The organism is Sphingomonas sp. BL-S-05, assembly GCF_055521695.1.
In genome coordinates this window covers 749,063-764,250 of record NZ_CM145499.1, presented here as the reverse complement: position 1 = coordinate 764,250, position 15,188 = coordinate 749,063, and the positions used below count along the sequence as shown (strand labels likewise).

Sequence of the window (15,188 nt, the reverse complement as noted above, 5' to 3'; positions counted from 1 at the left end):
CTAAACCCCTTCCGGCAACGGCATCGAAAACACCACCCGCGTCCCCGGCGCAGCATCTTCGAACGCCAGCGTGCCTCCCAATTGCCGCGTCAGGCTGTTGACCATCCGCATCCCCAGACTCGTCGGTCGCGACACCATTGGGTCGAGGTCGGCGGGCAGTCCGACGCCCTGGTCGACCACCGTCATCGTCAGCGCGCCATCGTCGCACCGCGTTTCGATCCGCACCGGCCCGCCGCCCTCGCCATAGGCATATTTGACCGCATTGGTGACCAGTTCGGTCAGCAACAGCCCCATGGGGATCGCGGTATCGCCGCTGACCGTCAACGGAGCGATATCGCAGTCGATCGCATGGTCGGGTGCCTGTTCGCGCAACTGGTCGACGATGCCGCATAGCAGCCGGTCGAGCGCGACCACGCCGACGCGTTCACCCTGCCACAACTGGTCATGCGCCTGCCCGATCGCCACGATCCGCGCCTGCGCATCGCCCAGCATCCGCTGCACGCGCGGATCGTCGTCCTCGCGCATCTGCAGGTTGAGCATCGCCGACACCATGGCGAGGCTGTTCTTGACCCGGTGCGACGCCTCGCGCGTCAGCAATTCCTGATGCTCGATCGCGGCGCGCAGATTGGCCTCGGCCTCGAGCCGCTCGATCGCGACGCCGATCAGGTTGGCGAAGCCCTGCATGAAGGCGAGGTCGTCTTCCTCGAACCGCCCGTCCGAGCGGCTGTCGACCTCCAGCACGCCGAAGCGCTTGCCGTTCGCCTCGACCAGCACGTTGATCGCGCGCTTGACGCCGTGATCGGCCATGAAGCCGGGGGTGCGAAAGCGCTTCTCGTCGCGCAGATGGTTGGAGATCACCGCCTCACCGGTCTGGAAGGCGAAGCCGGCCGGCGATCCGAGATCGTCGCCCATCTCCGCACCACCGACGACGCCCTCGTTCCAGCCGATGCCGGCGCGGACGATCAGCCCGCCCCGCGCCGCATCGTGATGCAGGAACTTGGCCAGCCGGGTGCGCATCCCGCGCGCAGCCAGCTCGACCGCCGCCCGCACGATCTCGTCGATATCGCGGCTGCGCAGCGCGATCCCGCCGAACTCGGCCAGGATGCGCTGCTGGTCGAGGCGATAGCGGATCGCGTCGGCGGGATCGTCCGACCCCGCCCCATTTTCCTCGACCACCGGCATCGGATTAGCGGGTCAGCTTCTTGTACGCGAGGCGCGTCGGACGATCGGCCGCATCCCCCATGCGACGACGCTTGTCGGCCTCATAGGCTTCGAAGTTACCCTCGAACCACTCCACATGGCTGTCGCCTTCGAACGCGAGGATGTGGGTGCAGAGGCGATCGAGGAAGAAGCGATCGTGGCTGATGACCACGGCGCAACCCGCGAAGGATTCCAGCGCCTCTTCGAGCGCGCGCAGCGTTTCGACGTCGAGGTCGTTGGTCGGTTCGTCGAGCAGCAGGACGTTGCCGCCCTCCTTCAGCATCTTGGCGATATGGACGCGGTTGCGCTCACCACCCGAGAGCTGGCCGACCTTCTTCTGCTGGTCCTGCCCCTTAAAGTTGAACGCGCCGACATAGGCGCGCGTGCCGAGTTCCTGCTTGCCGAAGCGGAACACGTCGAGGCCGTCCGACACCTCTTCCCAGACATTCTTGTTGGGGTCGAGGTCGTCGCGCGACTGGTCGACATAGCCGAGCTTCACCGTTTGCCCGACCTCGATCTTGCCGCCATCGGGCTGTTCCTGGCCGGTGATGAGCTTGAACAGCGTCGACTTGCCCGCGCCGTTCGGGCCGATCACGCCGACGATACCGCCGGGCGGCAGGTTGAAGTCGAGATTTTCGAACAGCAGCTTGTCGCCATAGGCCTTGGTCAAACCCTCCGCCTCGATCACCTTGCCGCCGAGGCGTTCGGGAATCTGGATGAGGATCTGCGCCTTGCCGACTGCGCGGTTCTCCTGCCGTTCGACCAGTTCGTCGAACGCACGGATACGCGCCTTGGACTTGGTCTGGCGTGCCTTGGGCGTCTGCCGCATCCAGGCCAGTTCGTCCTGAATCGCCTTGGCCCGACCGGCCTCTTCGCGCTCTTCCTGTTCGAGGCGCTTGGCTTTCTTTTCGAGATAGCCCGAATAGTTGGATTCGTAGGTGTAGTAGCGGCCGCGATCGAGCTCGAGCACCCAGTTCACGACATTGTCGAGGAAATACCGGTCGTGGGTCACGAGGATGACGTTGCCGGTATATTCCTTGAGGTAGTTTTCCAGCCACGCGACGCTTTCGGCGTCGAGGTGGTTGGTCGGTTCGTCGAGCAGCAGAATTTGCGGCTTTTCGAGCAGCAGCTTGCACAGCGCCACGCGGCGCTTCTCACCGCCCGACAGGTTCTCGACCGATGCGTCGCCCGGCGGACAGCGCAGCGCTTCCATCGCGATTTCGAGCTGGTTGTCGAGGCTCCAGCCATCGACCGCGTCGATCTTCGCCTGAAGCTCGCCCATTTCCTCCATCAGCGCGTCGAAATCGGTGTCGTCCTGCGGATCGCCCATCTCGGCCGAAATGGCGTTGAAGCGATCGACGAGGTCCGCGACCGGACGCACGCCGTCCTTGACGTTCTCCATGACCGTCTTGGTCGGATCGAGCTTCGGCTCCTGCGGCAGATAGCCGACCTTGATCCCTTCGGCGGCCCAGGCTTCACCGGTGAATTCGGTGTCGATGCCGGCCATGACCTTCATCAGCGTCGATTTGCCCGCGCCGTTCGGACCGATGATCGCGATCTTCGCATCGGGCAGGAATTGCAGATGGATGTTGTTCAGCACCGGCTTGTTCGCGCCGGGGAAGGTCTTGGTCAGACCCTTCATCACATAGCTGTACTGTACGGCCATTGCCGAAGGCTCCGTTTCGAATGTCTGGATGGGGAATAATCGTCTGCCGCGATGTAGCGATGGGCCAGGGACTTGGCAACGCGCGGCCAAAAGCTCCTCCCCGGAACGGGGAGGGGGACCAGCGCAGCTGGTGGAGGGGATCGCCCCGCAACGCAGCCGTTCCGTGTGCGGCCCTCCCCCTCCACCAGCTTCGCTGGTTCCCTTCCTCGCAGGCGGCAAGGATTTGCGTTCTTTGAAGCTGTCCGTATGGAATGGTGCAGAACCAACCTAGGGGAACTTCATGCGCCGCCTGCTCCTCGCTGCCCTTGCAATGCCCCTCCCCGCTTTTGCCCAGACGATGGACGTTGCGACGCTGCGCGATGCCGCGCTGACCGATACCGTCGCGTGGGACATTACCGAGGGCCTCACCACCGAGATCGGCCCGCGCCTCGCCGGTACGCCCGACGAAGCGCGCGCCCGCGACTGGGCGGTGGCACGGCTGAAGGCACTGGGGTTCAGCAACGTCCACATCGAACCGTATCAGATGCCGGTCTGGGTCCGGGACGAGGAACGGGCCGCGATCGTCAGCCCCTTCCCGCAGCCGCTGGCGATCACCGCGCTCGGCAATTCGAGCGCGACGCCCGCCAAGGGGCTCGAAGCCGAGATCGCCTTCTTCCCGACGCTCGACGATCTGAAGGCTGCACCGGCCGGCAGCCTGAAGGGCAAGATCGCGTTCGTCAGCCATGCCATGGCCGCGACGCAGGATGGGTCGAGCTATGGCGCGTTCGGCGCGGTCCGTCGGGCGGGTCCGGCGATCGCCGCGCAAAAGGGCGCGGCGGCGATCGTCATCCGTTCGCTCGGCACCGATCATCACCGCAACCCGCACGCCGGCAGCACCGTCTTTCCGGCAGGCACTGCGGCCATTCCGGCGGGAGCGCTGTCAGTGCCCGATGCCGAACAGCTCGAACGCGTATTGAAGCGCGGACGGCCGGTCCGCCTGCGCCTGACACTGACGCCGCGCCAGATCGGGATGCGTGAGTCCGGCAATGTCGTCGCCGAAGTCCCGGGCAGCGATCCCGCCGCGGGGATCGTGCTGATCGGCGGGCATCTCGACAGCTGGGACCTCGGCACCGGCGCGTTCGACGATGCCGCCGGCCTCGGCATCACCACCGCCGCCGCCAAACGGATCATGGCAGCCGGTCGCCCGCGCCGCACGATCCGCGTCGTGTGGTTCGGTGCGGAGGAAGTCGGCGGCGTCGGCGGCGCGGCCTATGCGAAGGCGCATGCCGGAGACCGTCATGCCCTCGCCGCCGAGAGCGATTTCGGCGCGGACCGGGTGTGGCGGTTCGACGTCGCCCTGCCCCCCGAATCGGCCGCGATCGGCGACCGGCTCGCCACGGCGCTGACCCCGCTCGGCATCACGCGCGGCACCGCCGTCGCCGGGGACGGGACCGATATCGGACCGACGCTGGCGCAAAATGTCGCCGCCATCGACCTTGCCCAATCGGGCCTGCGCTATTTCGATCTGCACCACACGCCCGACGATACGCTTGACAAGATCGACCCTGTGCAATTGCAGCAAAACGTAGCGGCATGGACGACGATGCTGGCCGTCGTGGCAAACGCCCCGGAGCCGATCGGACCGTTTCGTCGCAAGTAGGAAACGGCCCACCATTGGTCGCAAAGCCGCATTCTTGCCACAATTGACGATTGACGGCGGCGCGGAAGGCGCTATTGCGGCAACTTCGCGACGGCGGTGACGCCGGCCTTTCGCGAAATGGATTTCTCTGGGAGTTACCCTTATGAAGAAGATCATGCTCGTCGCCGCCGCAGCCGGCCTCCTCTCGGTCGCCGCTTGCAAGAACACCCCGACCGACAACGCCGCTGACGCAGCGTCGGACAACCTCGAAATGCTGGCCGACAACCTCGAAGCGCAGGCTGAGAACACCTCGAACGAAGCCGTCGCTGCCGATCTGATGAACGCTTCGGAAAACGCCGAAGACGCGTCGGACGCGATCGAGAACTCGGCCGAGCACAACGGCATGTAATTCCCTTTCCCGTGTGCCCCAGGCCACGGGAAACCGGATTTCGGAAAGGGCGCCCCGGCAACGGCGGCGCCCTTTTTCGTGCAAAAAACCGATCGTTACGCCCCCGATCCCACGGTGGCGCGATTGGGGCATGATTGCGGCCGGGACATTGCGTAGCGTGAACGCGCCCACTCCGCTGCCTACTCCATATGAAGGACAGCAGGCGTCCGGCAACTGCCCTATGATATTCCGTCGTGCAGCGGGAGGCGATGGATGTTCGGGAAGGAACCTACGGACAATGCCACGTCGCCGTCGCAGCGCTGCTACTCTCCGTCCCGTCCGCCGCGCAACTCGCCCCCGGCGTGACGATGCCGCCCGAACTCGGTGCCGCCTATGGCCGACTCGGCGAGGCGATGGTGCAGGACCTGCTCGGCTATCGCGATTTTCGCAAACGCATCACGCCGATCGACCGCAACCCCGAGCTGATCTTGGTCATGGACTATGCTGGTCCCGACCAAGGACCGGGCGCGGGCGGACAGGTAACGCGGCCCTTCACGGATATCTGGCCCCGGCGCAGCGATGCGTGAAGCCGAACGCCCGGCAGGCAACGAACGCCGACGCGTAGCAGCACTGGATCGGAGGCGTCCTTCAAAGGAGGGAATCATGCCATATTGTCATGCCCATCGCTGGTTGTTGCTCCTGTTCCCGCTGATCGTCGTCGCCTTCTGGCCCGGCTATTTCGGTCGGCTGCGCGAGGCGCCGTTCGCGCTGCATGCGCATGGCATCACCGCGACCGCGTGGCTGGCGCTGTTGACGGTCCAGACCTGGTCGATCGCCACCCGCCGGACCGCGTGGCATCGGCGGTGCGGCCTTGCCACCTTCGTCCTCCTGCCACTGTTCGCGGCGGCGGGGCCGCTCGCGCTGCACAGCATGGCATCGCTGTGGCGGAGCGGCGCCGACCCGTTTCATGCCACCTATGGCGCACGGCTGGCGAGCGCCGACATGATCGCCGGAGCCTCGGTGATCGCCATGGTCGCCTATGCCCTTGCCCGACGCCGTGAGGTAGTGGCGCATGGGTCGGCCATGCTGGCAACGGCGCTGCTGGTGCTGCCGCCGATCCTTGGCCGGCTACTGCCTGCGATCCCCGGCTTTCCGATCAGCGGCTCGGCAGGATTTGGCGGCTTTCGCCTGTCGTTCCACCTTGCCAACCTGTTGACGTTGTTGATCGCCACCCTGCTCGCGACGCGCACCCCAGGGCGCGGCATCGGTTTCACCCTTGCCGCCGTCGCTACTGCCGCACAGATGATCGCGTTCGAGACGATCGGCGGCACCGCGACATGGGAACGCTGCGTGACGCTGTTCACCGACCTTGCGCCTGCGACGCTCTCGGTCGTTGCCGCCATTGCCAGTGGAGCATTGCTGTACCTGGCGTGGCGGGTCCCGGCGCGCAGGGCTCCCCCAGCCCCTGCCCCGGCGGGCGCACTGTAGCGACCAGCCCGCGAGCGTCGCGTCCGGCACCAGCCCCGTTTCCCCACATCTTGCATGACCGCATTCGGCAAAGACGGTGGCCGACCGATTGGGCCGCCTCGTTTATCTCAGCGCGGGCTGCATCGTGGCGGCGAGGGATCGCTCGATGATCTCGGCTGGACGGAGCGGCCCGAAGACAGGGCCCACGCCGATGCCGAGAGCAAGCCGCATCTGGTTGCGCTGGCGTTCGCGATCGCCGAGCGCTGGCGCTAGGTGCGGAGCAACGCCGTAGAGCCGGTCGGGCGCGGCCACGGACGCACTGCCGTCGAGCCTCGCCGCGCGTACGGGCGTGCGTCTTACATCGGCGGTTCTGCACAACTTGACCGGGGCGCGTGTGACACCGACCTACACCGCATGAGCGATCCGCGCGCCACGACACTGGACCTGCTCGCGCGCCGCGCGGCTGGCGCGACAGTCTGCCCAAGCGAAGTGGCACGCGCGCTGTCACCGCAGGATTGGCGCGCCGTGATGCCCTTTGTCCATGCAGCGGTCGACGGACTGGTGCGCGACGGATCGGCGCGCCTGACCTGGAAGGGGAAGCCTTTGGCGACGCGGTCGGGACCGTACAGGATCGGCCGTCCCGGCGACGATTAAGGCCAACCCCTCCCAGGCTCCACCACTATGCGCTATCGCGCGGCGACGGTGCGAAGGTAGGCGCCGACCTAACGTCGATAACCTGTTTCCGGCGGCCGGTTGATAGCGACTGGACCAGCCTCATGGTCAATCGCAGCCATACTCCCGACGCTCTTTGGTAATTTACATCATGCCTCGCACCCTGTGGCCACTGGCACTGCCGCTCTGAGGCCAGCTAGTTGTAGCGCTGCTTCTGCTCGTCGTATCGCAATATCGCTTCTGTTCCCCCGCCCGATCGTGATCCTGTCCAACTGGGCGTTCGGCGGGTTGGTGTCGGTTCTTCGAATCACGCTCGATTGAGGGTTGCTGTCGACAGCCGTCGTTCGGTGACAAACGTGGGGGCCGCCGGATGCATCGCGATCGCGATCGCCAACGTGGTGCGGGTTCCGCCAGTCGAGCATGTCGAGATGGAAATCGCCGCCGCAGTTCGAGGGCTATCGAATGGTTCAACTTCCTGTCCAGCTTCCAAGCCGCCATTTCGCGCGGCTTGGGCTTGCTGCATTCTGGCCGGCATCGGGTTGGCTACGGCCAAGTTCGGGAAAGATCGTGGAATGATGGTCTTTGACTGGCGCTCCGATTCCCGGCGGTCGCTTGGTCCCGTAGCTTCGCAACTGACTTCGCGGTGATCCGCAGTTCGCGACCCAGTTCCGCGCGGCCCTCCTCACGCCAAGAAAGAAGTTCGTCATCAAGTCGTGAAATGACAAACCTCAACAACAAGCTGCCCTAAGCGAATCTGTATTCGTCGGGCATTAGCGCTCCTCCAACTCAATCCCGAATCACCACTGCGCGGAATTGATCCAGCGAGAGGTTCAATCGCTTGCGAGCGACATAAAGTGCATAGCCGGCGACTTCCTCAACGGACGGCCGTTGCACCGCTCCGTTCAGATCGACCACCAGGACATCCGGCGCGTTGGTACCAATGGTCAGGTCGAGCGTACCGTCAGCTACGGGCAAGGTGGCCCGGACGGTATTGGAGGGATTATCGAGCGTGACTGGAATGCTCGAGCTATCCAACGCAGTTTGCAGCGTGACAAGATTGCCGCGGTCCGTCGCTGCGAAAGTACCTTCGAAGGCAACCTCACTGGCAGCTTTTGCCGTATAGATGCTCAGATTGTTACGGATCGGTTCGATTGCGGCATCCGAAGTGAGCAAACTGGTCCGGCCGGTATCGATGATCGTTCTACGGGACAAAGTCAGCACGTCACTACCAGCGGAGATTGTCGCAGCCCTATCCATTGCCGTCACCAATGGTGCCGAGCTTGTATTGAAATTGGCACTTACGGTTGCCTTGGCATTACCTGCATCGATAGCGTCTTTGGCAGTTTCATTGCCGGAAATCAGAGCAGCTGTAATGGGGGCCGAGGTTTCCACCGGGCTGACCGTTGCCGAAGTTATCAGACTGGCCGCAGTAAGCCGATAGTTGCCGGAATCTTCGCCTCGCAAGGTAATCCCGGTGACAAGTACCGGCTTGGCGATACCCGGAGTGGCCGTCTCGAATGCTGCATCGGCGGTAGCCCTTATCCGATCGCCAGGCACAATGCCTTGGATTACCGGATCGCGCAGGATTGCTACCGTTGTTCCGTCATAGACCTTGTCGAGAGCGGTAATGGAAACGCTCAACGTCCGGGCCAGGATCGCGGCGGTGGTGGTGCCGCTGGTGGCGGCGAGCTGGTAGTTGCCGGCATCGTTGCCGGTCAGCGTCAGTCCGGTCAAGGTGACGGTCTTGCCCGCCCCCGCATCGCGCGTGTCGAAGCTGCTGCCGCCGACGCCCACGCCCAGCGTGTCGCCGGCGATGACGCCACTGGTGAGCGTAGCGCTGCCGGTCGCGGCGATGGTGCCGTCATAGACCTTGTCGGTCGCCGACAGGCTGGCGGCAACGACCTTCCGACTGATCGCGGCGGTGGTGGTGCCGCTGGTGGCGGCAAGCTGGTAGTTGCCCGCATCGTTGCCGGTCAGCGTCAGCCCGGTGAGGGTGACCGTCTTGCCCGCCCCCGCATCGCGCGTGTCGAAGCTGCTGCTACCGACCCCTACGCCGAGCGTGTCGCCAGCGATGACGCCGCTGGTAAGCGCAGCGCTGCCGGTAGCGGCGGTGGTGCCGTCATAGACCTTGTCGATCGCCGACAGGCTGGCGGCGACGACCTTCCGGCTGATCGCAGCGGTGGTGGTGCCGCTGGTGGCGGCGAGCTGGTAGTTGCCTGCATCGTTGCCGGTCAGCGTCAGTCCGGTAAGGGTGACGGTCTTGCCCGTCCCCGCGTCGCGCGTGTCGAAGCTGCTGCCGCCGACGCCCACGCCCAGCGTGTCGCCGGCGATGACGCCGCTGGTGAGCGTAGCGCTGCCGGTCGCGGCGGTGGTGCCGTCATAGACCTTGTCGGTAGCCGACAGGCTGGCGGCAACGACCTTCCGGGCGATCGCGGCGGTGGTGGTGCCGCTGGTGGCGGCGAGCTGATAGTTGCCCGCATCGTTGCCGGTCAGCGTCAGCCCGGTGAGAGTGACGGTCTTGCCCGCCCCCGCATCGCGCGTGTCGAAGCTGCTGCCGCCGACGCCGACGCCGAGCGTGTCGCCGGCGATGACGCCGCTGGTGAGCGTAGCGCTGCCGGTCGCGGCGGTGGTGCCGTCATAGACCTTGTCGGTCGCCGACAGGCTGGCGGCGACGACCTTCCGGCTGATCGCGGCGGTGGTGGTGCCGCTGGTGGCGGCGAGCTGATAGTTGCCTGCATCGTTGCCGGTCAGCGTCAGCCCGGTGAGGGTGACGGTCTTGCCCGCCCCCGCATCGCGCGTGTCGAAGCTGCTGCCGCCGACCCCCACTCCGAGCGTGTCACCGGCGACGACGCCACTGGCGAGCGCAGCGCTGCCGGTGGCAGCGGTGGTGCCGTCATAGACCTTGTCGGTGGCCGACAAGCTGGCGGCAACGACCTTCCGGGTGATCGCGGCGGTGGTGGTGCCGGTGGTGGCGGCAAGCTGATAGTTACCCGCATCGTTGCCGGTCAGGGTCAGCCCGCTAAGGGTGACAGTCTTGCCCGCTCCCGCATCGCGCGTATCGAAGCTGCTGCCACCGACACCTACGCCGAGCGTGTCGCCGGCAATGACGCCACTGGTGAGCGTAGCGCTGCCGGTGGCAGCGGTGGTGCCGTCATAGACCTTGTCGGTCGCCGACAGGCTGGCGGCGACGACCTTCCGGCTGATCGCAGCGGTGGTGGTGCCGCTGGTGGCGGCGAGCTGGTAGTTGCCTGCATCGTTGCCGGTCAGGGTCAGCCCGGTGAGGGTGACGGTCTTGCCCGTCCCCGCGTCGCGCGTGTCGAAGCTGCTGCCGCCGACGCCCACGCCCAGCGTGTCGCCGGCGATGACGCCGGTGGTGAGCGTAGCGCTGCCGGTCGCGGCGGTGGTGCCGTCATAGACCTTGTCGGTGGCCGACAAGCTGGCGGCAACGACCTTCCGGGTGATCGCGGCGGTGGTGGTGCCGGTGGTGGCGGCGAGCTGATAGTTGCCCGCATCGTTGCCGGTCAGGGTCAGCCCGGTAAGGGTGACGGTCTTGCCCGCCCCCGCGTCGCGCGTGTCGAAGCTGCTGCCGCCGACGCCTACGCTTAGCGTGTCGCCGGCAATGACGCCGCTGGTGAGCGTAGCGCTGCCGGTCGCGGCGGTGGTGCCGTCATAGACCTTGTCGGTGGCCGACAAGCTGGCGGCAACGACCTTCCGGCTGATCGCGGCGGTGGTGGTGCCGGTGGTGGCGGCAAGCTGATAGTTACCCGCATCGTTGCCGGTCAGGGTCAGCCCGCTAAGGGTGACAGTCTTGCCCGCTCCCGCATCGCGCGTATCGAAGCTGCTGCCACCGACACCTACGCCGAGCGTGTCGCCGGCAATGACGCCACTGGTGAGCGCGGCGCTGCCGGTGGCAGCGGTGGTGCCGTCATAGACCTTGTCGGTCGCCGACAGGCTGGCGGCGACGACCTTCCGGCTGATCGCAGCGGTGGTGGTGCCGCTGGTGGCGGCGAGCTGGTAGTTGCCTGCATCGTTGCCGGTCAGGGTCAGCCCGGTGAGGGTGACGGTCTTGCCCGCCCCCGCATCGCGCGTGTCGAAGCTGCTGCTACCGACCCCTACGCCGAGCGTGTCGCCGGCGATGACGCCGGTGGTGAGCGTAACGCTGCCGGTGGCGGCGGTGGTGCCGTCATAGACCTTGTCGGTCGCCGACAGGCTGGCGGCCACGACCTTCCGGCTGATCGCGGCGGTGGTGGTGCCGCTGGTGGCGGCAAGCTGATAGTTGCCTGCATCGTTGCCGGTCAGGGTCAGCCCGGTAAGGGTGACGGTCTTGCCCGCCCCCGCGTCGCGCGTGTCGAAGCTGCTGCCGCCGACGCCTACGCTTAGCGTGTCGCCGGCAATGACGCCGCTGGTGAGCGTAGCGCTGCCGGTCGCGGCGGTGGTGCCGTCATAGACCTTGTCGGTGGCCGACAAGCTGGCGGCAACGACCTTCCGGCTGATCGCGGCGGTGGTGGTGCCGGTGGTGGCGGCAAGCTGATAGTTACCCGCATCGTTGCCGGTCAGGGTCAGCCCGCTAAGGGTGACAGTCTTGCCCGCTCCCGCATCGCGCGTATCGAAGCTGCTGCCACCGACACCTACGCCGAGCGTGTCGCCGGCAATGACGCCACTGGTGAGCGCGGCGCTGCCGGTGGCAGCGGTGGTGCCGTCATAGACCTTGTCGGTCGCCGACAGGCTGGCGGCGACGACCTTCCGGCTGATCGCAGCGGTGGTGGTGCCGCTGGTGGCGGCGAGCTGGTAGTTGCCCGCATCGTTGCCGGTCAGGGTCAGCCCGGTGAGGGTGACGGTCTTACCCGCCCCCGCATCGCGCGTATCGAAGCTGCTGCCGCCGACCCCTACGCCGAGCGTGTCGCCAGCGATGACGCCGCTGGTGAGCGTGGCGCTGCCGGTCGCGGCGGTGGTGCCATCATAGACCTTGTCGGTCGCCGACAGACTGGCAGCGACGACCTTCCGGGTGATCGTTCCGATCGCGGCAGAGGCAGTAGACGTGACACCATAGCCATAGACGGTAACGGCACCATCGATCGCGGTGCCGCCGGTCAGGCCGGTAGCGGTGACGGTCTTTGCCGTGCCGACGTTGCGGGTGTCATAGGTGGCGTTCGCAAAGCCGGTCAGGAATCCGCTGATATCGTCGCCGTCGATCGCGCCCGATACCGCGAAGTTGCTGGCGAGCGTCAGGCTGGCGGCGGTGGTACCGTCATAAACCTTGCCCGTGCTTCCGACCAGCGCGACCTGAACCACCGGTGCGGTGGAATAGAGATGGCCGTTGCCGGTCGCCTGGGCGACGGTGGTGGTGCCATAGGTCGCGTCATATTGCTTGAACGCGACCGCGAGACCGCTGCGTAGGTCGTCGGCGGGGTTGGTCGAATAGGTCAGCCAGCGCCCGGCGGCATTGGGTGCGACCAGCGCGCCGGTGCCGGAATGATTGACGAAGTTGCGTGCGGCCGTCGCGATCACCGCATCGCCGCTGCCCAACGCCCGGATCGATCCCCCGGCATTGATCGTCACGTCGGTCGATCCTGCACGCGCCAGGATCGTGCCGGTGGCGCTGGTGTTCTGCAACAGGCCGTCTATCTGCATCGCGCCGTTCAGCAGGGTCAGTCGCCCGCTTGCGCCAAAGGCAAAGCCCGCGTTGCTGACGATAGTCGTGCCGGTGCCGTCGACCCGGCCGATCGTCAGATTCTTGATCCCCGCCAGCTTGGTGAAGCTGTTGGCGGGGACGATGCCGTCCAGACCATCGAGGTTGATGTCGGTCGCAGCGACCCATGGTTCGAGCACGATGCTGGCGGTCGAGACATTGGCCAGCGTCGCATTGGCGAAGCTGATGTTGTTGGCGCGCAGCGTCAGCGCATCGGTGCCGGTGTCAAAATTGACCGTGCTGCTGAAGTTGATATCGCCATCGGTGTGGATCGTCGCCCCGCCCAACAACGTCAGCGGCGTGGTGAAGTTGACGTCGTTCGACAGTTCGAGCAGACCGCCGAGCCGCTTTACCCCGGTCGACTGGCCGAGGTTGACGCGGCTCAGCCCGGCGGCGACATTGGCCGCGTTGACCTCGTCGCCGAAGATCAGCCGGCCCGATCCCAGCTGGACATGTCCACCGATCGTCGCGACGTTCTCCGCGCTGCCGGCGTTGCCGAAATAGACGTACAGATTGCCTCCGTTGGTCGTAATGTCCTTGGAGAGGTTGATCGAGCCGCCACCGCCAATGTCTGAATCGCCGGAGATCCTGACATATCCGCCCTCCGTCGTGATGTTGCCCGACACCAGAATGCCGTCGGCCCCCAAGAGGGTGATGCTGCCCGCCCCCGGGGTGACGCTGCCGACGGTGCCGACATTGTGGTTTGGCAGCGCGGTCATCACCGGGTTGCTGCCGACATCGCCGACGTCGCCGGCGATCAGGTTGAACGTGCCGGTACCGGGGGTGATGACGGTAGAGGCCGAATCCGGGCGGTCGCCGATCGTGCCATATCCGTTCCCCGAACCGCCGCCGTTCATGTAGATGCTGCCGGTGCCCGACACCTTCAGCGTGTTGCTCGCATTGGTGAAGACGATCGAGGCACGCCGGTTGTTGGCGGTGCCGCTCAGCGTGTTCAGCGCCTCCGCCCGGAAGCTGACGTCGCGCTGCATGACGATGTCACCGTCACCGCCATTGTCGTTCAGGTCCATGAAGGTGATATAGCGCGTCGCCTGCAACAGCACGTTGGCACTCTGCGCTTCCAAGGTGGTCGCATAAATGGTGACGTCGCCGGTACCCGAGGTCCAGTTGCCCGACGTGCCGCTGCCCCCCATGATCGTGATGTTGGTCGGGTCGAGCAGCAGGTTGCCGGTCAGCCCCATCGGCGCCAGCGCGTCGGCGATGCCGGCGTAGCGCAGGTCGATCTTGCCCGACACCTCCAGTTCGCCGCCGTTGCCGCCCAAGCGGCCGCCGCGCGCCGCGATCCGCCCTGCGAAGCCGGTGGTGCCGTTGGACCAGGCGGTGACGAAGCCGCCATTGCCACGGTCGATCGCGTCCGCGCGCAGCGTGCTGGCCGCATCGACCATCAGCGTGGTCGCGTTGGCCACCGTCGCGTCCTGACCATAGCGGCCGCCACCGACGTTGATCGTGCCGCCGCCGGCCGCGCCGCTGGCATCAATCGTCGCGCCGGTCAGCACGATGTTGCCGCCGGTTATGGTGGCCAGCCCGCCCTGTCCGGTGGTCGAGCTGACGTCGATCGCGCCCGCGACGTTGGTGGTGCCAGCCGCCGTATCGCCGTCGAGCAGTACGCGCCCGCCACGGGACACCAGGCTACTGGCACGGATCGTCCCGGTGGTATTGACGCTGCTGGCGGTCAGCGCGTCGGCCCCGCGCGCGGTCAGCACGACCATGCCGCCATCGGCAGTGATCGCGCCGCTATTGGCCACCTGCGCATCCAGCGCGCCGCGATCGACGCGATAGGTGATGAGACCGTCGCCGGTGAAGTCGAGCGCGACCGCGCTGCCCGCCGCCATGACCGTGCTGCCGCCCGGCGTGTCGATGGTGCCACTATTGGCGACGGCGGGGCCGATCAGGGCGACGACCCCGCCGGCACCGGTCGTCAGCCGTCCATGATTGACGATCGCACCCGTTCCGTTGCCGGAAAAGCTGTTGCGACCGCCCATGAAATCGTCGTCGGAGAGGCCCAGCGACGATAGCACCAGTCCAGCGGTATTCACGACCGCGTCGCGACCGATGACGACCCCGTTGGGGTTCAACAACCAGACCTGCCCGTTGGCGATCAGCGACCCGTCGATCCGGCTCGCTCCACCGGTCAGCACCCGGTTCAGCGCGACACTGCTCGCGTTGGGCTGGTTGAACGTCACGCGCTCCCCCGCACCGATATCGAAGCCCTGCCAAGCCACGACCATGCGGTCGCTGGTCTGGTTCACCTCGACCGAGCGCGCGCCGGTGGTGATCGAGCCGCTGCCCGCGGTGATGGTGCCACCGTTCGGCAATGTCTGTGCGCCTACCGGTTGACCGATGCCGAACATCAGTGTCGCCAGCGTCATGCCCCCCGCCAAACGCTGGGACAGCGAGAGGGCGGCACGACTGACTCCGGCGAAGCGGCGGCGTTGGGTGAAGCTGCGGTCGCGCATGGAACTATCCGGAT

Annotated in this window: 9 protein-coding genes; 6 read left to right on the top strand and 3 right to left on the bottom strand. The window is 66.2% G+C overall.

Annotated features, from left to right (window positions below; genetic code table 11):
* Positions 1-1,176, bottom strand: coding sequence for a sensor histidine kinase (locus ACZ1JS_RS03310; protein ID WP_465167700.1), 1,176 nt, complete (start codon positions 1,174-1,176; stop codon positions 1-3).
* Positions 1,177-1,186: 10 nt separating this feature from the next.
* On the bottom strand, positions 1,187-2,866 hold the full coding sequence (ettA, locus tag ACZ1JS_RS03305) for an energy-dependent translational throttle protein EttA (RefSeq protein ID WP_242116198.1): 1,680 nt from the start codon (positions 2,864-2,866) through the stop codon (positions 1,187-1,189).
* 280 nt (positions 2,867-3,146) lie between these two features.
* Between ettA and ACZ1JS_RS03300 the strand changes: the two genes are divergently transcribed.
* From ACZ1JS_RS03300 to ACZ1JS_RS03275, 6 genes are all read left to right on the top strand, one after another.
* Positions 3,147-4,505 (top strand): M20/M25/M40 family metallo-hydrolase, encoded by a 1,359-nt coding sequence (locus ACZ1JS_RS03300; RefSeq protein WP_465167699.1) that lies wholly within the window; start codon positions 3,147-3,149, stop codon positions 4,503-4,505.
* A 142-nt stretch (positions 4,506-4,647) separates the two neighbouring features.
* A complete protein-coding gene (locus tag ACZ1JS_RS03295) occupies positions 4,648-4,893 on the top strand; it encodes a putative periplasmic lipoprotein (RefSeq protein WP_242116191.1) in 246 nt (81 codons plus the stop codon).
* A 248-nt stretch (positions 4,894-5,141) separates the two neighbouring features.
* Positions 5,142-5,459, top strand: a complete 318-nt coding sequence (locus ACZ1JS_RS03290) for a hypothetical protein (RefSeq protein WP_465167697.1) — start codon at positions 5,142-5,144, stop codon at positions 5,457-5,459.
* A gap of 76 nt (positions 5,460-5,535) precedes the next feature.
* The gene (locus ACZ1JS_RS03285) at positions 5,536-6,360 is read left to right on the top strand and encodes a hypothetical protein (protein ID WP_465167696.1); all 825 of its coding nucleotides are present in this window, start codon (positions 5,536-5,538) and stop codon (positions 6,358-6,360) included.
* 54 nt (positions 6,361-6,414) lie between these two features.
* Entirely contained in the window at positions 6,415-6,612 is a 198-nt protein-coding gene (locus ACZ1JS_RS03280) for a hypothetical protein (protein WP_465167695.1), read from the top strand.
* Positions 6,613-6,753: 141 nt separating this feature from the next.
* Positions 6,754-6,993 carry a DUF3253 domain-containing protein gene (locus ACZ1JS_RS03275; RefSeq protein ID WP_465167694.1) on the top strand — a complete coding sequence of 80 codons (240 nt, stop codon included), beginning with the start codon at positions 6,754-6,756 and terminating at the stop codon, positions 6,991-6,993.
* A gap of 804 nt (positions 6,994-7,797) precedes the next feature.
* Here ACZ1JS_RS03275 and ACZ1JS_RS03270 read toward each other — a convergent pair.
* Positions 7,798-15,174 carry a YDG domain-containing protein gene (locus tag ACZ1JS_RS03270; protein WP_465167693.1) on the bottom strand — a complete coding sequence of 2,459 codons (7,377 nt, stop codon included), beginning with the start codon at positions 15,172-15,174 and terminating at the stop codon, positions 7,798-7,800.
* Positions 15,175-15,188: the final 14 nt, after the last annotated feature.

Bases quoted from the DNA above. Each gene is read 5' to 3' on its own strand.
- ettA (WP_242116198.1), bottom strand. From the start codon at position 2,866: ATGGCCGTACAGTACAGCTATGTGATGAAGGGTCTGACCAAGACCTTC.
- ACZ1JS_RS03300 (WP_465167699.1), top strand. From the start codon at position 3,147: ATGCGCCGCCTGCTCCTCGCTGCCCTTGCAATGCCCCTCCCCGCTTTT.
- ACZ1JS_RS03295 (WP_242116191.1), top strand. From the start codon at position 4,648: ATGAAGAAGATCATGCTCGTCGCCGCCGCAGCCGGCCTCCTCTCGGTC.
- ACZ1JS_RS03290 (WP_465167697.1), top strand. From the start codon at position 5,142: ATGGATGTTCGGGAAGGAACCTACGGACAATGCCACGTCGCCGTCGCA.
- ACZ1JS_RS03285 (WP_465167696.1), top strand. From the start codon at position 5,536: ATGCCATATTGTCATGCCCATCGCTGGTTGTTGCTCCTGTTCCCGCTG.
- ACZ1JS_RS03280 (WP_465167695.1), top strand. From the start codon at position 6,415: ATGACCGCATTCGGCAAAGACGGTGGCCGACCGATTGGGCCGCCTCGT.
- ACZ1JS_RS03275 (WP_465167694.1), top strand. From the start codon at position 6,754: ATGAGCGATCCGCGCGCCACGACACTGGACCTGCTCGCGCGCCGCGCG.
- ACZ1JS_RS03270 (WP_465167693.1), bottom strand. From the start codon at position 15,174: ATGCGCGACCGCAGCTTCACCCAACGCCGCCGCTTCGCCGGAGTCAGT.